The sequence below is a fragment of the Piscirickettsia salmonis LF-89 = ATCC VR-1361 genome (assembly GCF_000297215.2).
Taxonomy (GTDB): Bacteria; Pseudomonadota; Gammaproteobacteria; order Piscirickettsiales; family Piscirickettsiaceae; genus Piscirickettsia; species Piscirickettsia salmonis.
Map to the genome: position 1 here is coordinate 85,978 of NZ_AMFF02000014.1, position 2,561 is coordinate 88,538.

The 2,561-nt window shown below is 38.3% G+C and carries 6 protein-coding genes; 3 read left to right on the forward strand and 3 right to left on the reverse strand.

Annotated features, from left to right (window positions below):
- Window positions 1-24: 24 nt before the first annotated feature.
- Genes C200_RS01610 through C200_RS16645 form a run of 3 tightly spaced genes read right to left on the reverse strand, consistent with a single transcriptional unit; the run spans window position 25 to window position 760 of the window.
- Window positions 25-279, reverse strand: coding sequence for a transposase (locus C200_RS01610; protein WP_075273441.1), 255 nt, complete (start codon window positions 277-279; stop codon window positions 25-27).
- Between the two features lie 53 nt (window positions 280-332).
- Window positions 333-560, reverse strand: a complete 228-nt coding sequence (locus tag C200_RS16480; RefSeq protein WP_257129611.1) for a transposase — start codon at window positions 558-560, stop codon at window positions 333-335.
- Complete coding sequence (locus C200_RS16645) at window positions 560-760, reverse strand: transposase (RefSeq protein WP_032126198.1); 201 nt, start codon at window positions 758-760, stop codon at window positions 560-562. The genes C200_RS16480 and C200_RS16645 overlap by 1 nt, the downstream gene beginning before the upstream one ends.
- A 245-nt stretch (window positions 761-1,005) precedes the next feature.
- On the opposite strand from C200_RS16645, the gene C200_RS01625 reads away from it, so the two are divergent.
- From C200_RS01625 to C200_RS14715, 3 genes are all read left to right on the forward strand, one after another.
- The gene (locus C200_RS01625) at window positions 1,006-1,203 is read left to right on the forward strand and encodes a hypothetical protein (protein WP_016212075.1); all 198 of its coding nucleotides are present in this window, start codon (window positions 1,006-1,008) and stop codon (window positions 1,201-1,203) included.
- A 113-nt stretch (window positions 1,204-1,316) separates the two neighbouring features.
- Complete coding sequence (locus C200_RS01630; protein ID WP_032126197.1) at window positions 1,317-2,270, forward strand: DMT family transporter; 954 nt, start codon at window positions 1,317-1,319, stop codon at window positions 2,268-2,270.
- Between the two features lie 140 nt (window positions 2,271-2,410).
- Window positions 2,411-2,561, forward strand: a 151-nt coding sequence (locus C200_RS14715) for a helix-turn-helix domain-containing protein (protein WP_155274424.1), incomplete at its 3' end; no start/stop codon positions are given.

Below are 2,561 nucleotides of genomic sequence, written 5' to 3' on the forward strand. Positions count from 1 at the left end.
TTTTTCCTTTTGGAATTTTTTAACCTACTGATAGTAGGTCAGAAACTGTTGATCGAGCGCTATAATAGCAACGCCCACTGTATGCGCAAGAACTTTTCTCGTTATCCGATTGGTAAAATGCCAAAGATCTCGAGCTTTTGTTTTTTCAATGTGAAAACCGTCGCTAAGCTGACCTATCACCGTTTCAATCAATCGTCTCGTTCTGATAATCCAACGTTCATTTTCTTGTTTTCTTTGTTTCTTCATGTTCTTTCTTCTAGGCGTTTGAAGGTTAATCAAGGTATGAGCGTAAATTTCTTGCTGATATACATCCCAACAAAACCTTTGTCTGCCTACAACTCCATTCGGAGTTGACCTGAATCCTGTTCCCCTTGATGCTCCACATAACGCTTAATCGTAACTTCATCAACACCAATACTGCTTACAAAGTAACCTGGCGACCAAACAATATTCTCTTTCCAATAAACTCTGCTTAACCAAGAAAATTTGCTTCGCAACTCCGACGCCGATTGGCTTTTTAACTGCCCCATTACACTTGCTATGCTGTATTTCGGTGGAATTACCCCGCCATATGCAAATGATCTCCGTCAAAGTCAATCGTCTCTATCTCCACTCCAGGCATACTTCTTAGCAGCTTGCCTAAAACCTTTTTCAAATATTCGCACACACCAGAATTCAGGACCCTACCGCGGTATTTGCACACCCAAACAATATGATATTGCAGACGATATACGCTGTGACCACTTTTAATTACTTCCATAAAGCTAATTATACCGCCTTCGGGTTCATTCACCCACGGCTAAAGCCATGGTGCTCTGTCTGCGACCACATAGATAATCGATTTTAAACAATTTGACCAGTAGTCGATCTAATCTAAATAAATCAACTACTGCAGCGCATGATCGAAAACTAACAGAACTCATTGACATCATTTTTTATCTGTTGTCCAATAAGAGATTAGTAATAACAATAATTTTTCATGAACTCAATCAGGGAGTGATCTTTATGAAAGCCACAAACTACTTTGCCGACTCACAACTGTCCCTCGGTGCACTTGGTGTGATGACTTATATACACCAACATACAAAAAACAGCCTAAGCGTAGATGTAGAAGAACTTGCCAAAGGTATCAATACAACCGATAAAAGCTTAATTCGTGATGCACTAAAGGAACTAACAGATGCTGGCTATTTACCTGCTTAAATTCTTTAATATTGAGTAAAACTAGAGTTACTGTCTTAATTTTTATTGGCAGTAATTCGCAGTTTGCGTTATAAATTTAATCTACATATTTAATAAATAAACAATCATAATCCATGCAAACTATCCCTTTAGTGTATTTATTACGCAATCAATCAATTTTTGATAAGCTTATTCTTACAATCGGTGTTATTTTTATTAGTTTTTCTTCCGTTTTTGTTCATATTATTTCAGCAGGCCCTGCAACCATAGGTGTCTACCGCATGGCTATTGGCGCCGTTATTTTATTAATAGTTACATTGCTGCGCAAAGAGCGTCTATTTATTGTCAATCGCTTTACCCTATCAGCCCTACTTGCCGGCTTTTTTTTCTGCCTTGATCTTGTAACTTGGCACCAAAGTATTCTCTATGTTGGTCCGGGCCTTGCCACCATTTTAAATAGCTGTCAGATTTTTTTTCTACTTTTAATCAGCTTTTTTTTACTAAAAGAACGCGTAAATAAATATCAAATGATTGCCCTTGCCGGTATTCTTCCAGGTGGTTTACTACTTTGTTTAACTGACTGGTTAACCCTCGATCCACACTACCATTGGGGAGTTATCATTGGCTTACTCTCCGGGCTTTGTTATAGCGGCTATATCTATGCATTACGATATGCGAATAGCCAAGATTCTATTAACACAGAGAGTAATATAGAAAATAATAATAAAAAACCAACCAACACGTTATCAATCCTCACCACCGCAACAGTGTCAGCCACCCTTTTTTTAACTCTTATTGCGATTTTTACTGGGGAGAGCTTAGCACTACACCCCCATGCAAATTATGCCTGGGTCACACTATATGCTCTTATCTCTCAAGTCATCGGCTGGGGACTCATTAGCTACGCCTTGCCAAAAATTAATATCAGTGTTGCAGCTTTTATTCTAATTTTACAACCAACACTCTCATTTATCTGGGATGTGTTGTTTTTTAGCCGACCAACACCTTGGTTCCAATGGTTAGGTGTAATTATTATTCTAGGCGCTGTATTTCTTGCTAATTATAAAAAAACTAGCCAACTAAATTAATAGCATTTAAATTTATGAGGCTAAATTTGCAGAACTTACTAACTGCTTCGCCCTCCGTCATCTGAAGTGCAACACTCAGTAGAGAGTTCATATTCATACAGATAAACTCTCTAGTTCGCCTTTTGACTTAGAGGGTAGAGATGGTTTATCGGCACTTAAATGAAAAAGATCGTTTTTATATCGAACAACGGTTATCAGAGGGAGACTCGCTCAGATCAATTGCTAGAGCACTTGGCTTTTCTCCTAGCACGATTAGCCGTGAGATTAAACGGCACACCCCAATCGATTTTA

Excerpts from the sequence above, each read along its gene's own strand:
- C200_RS01630 (WP_032126197.1), top strand. The coding sequence starts at position 1,317 with ATGCAAACTATCCCTTTAGTGTATTTATTACGCAATCAATCAATTTTT.
- C200_RS01625 (WP_016212075.1), top strand. The coding sequence starts at position 1,006 with ATGAAAGCCACAAACTACTTTGCCGACTCACAACTGTCCCTCGGTGCA.
- C200_RS16645 (WP_032126198.1), bottom strand. The coding sequence starts at position 760 with ATGGAAGTAATTAAAAGTGGTCACAGCGTATATCGTCTGCAATATCAT.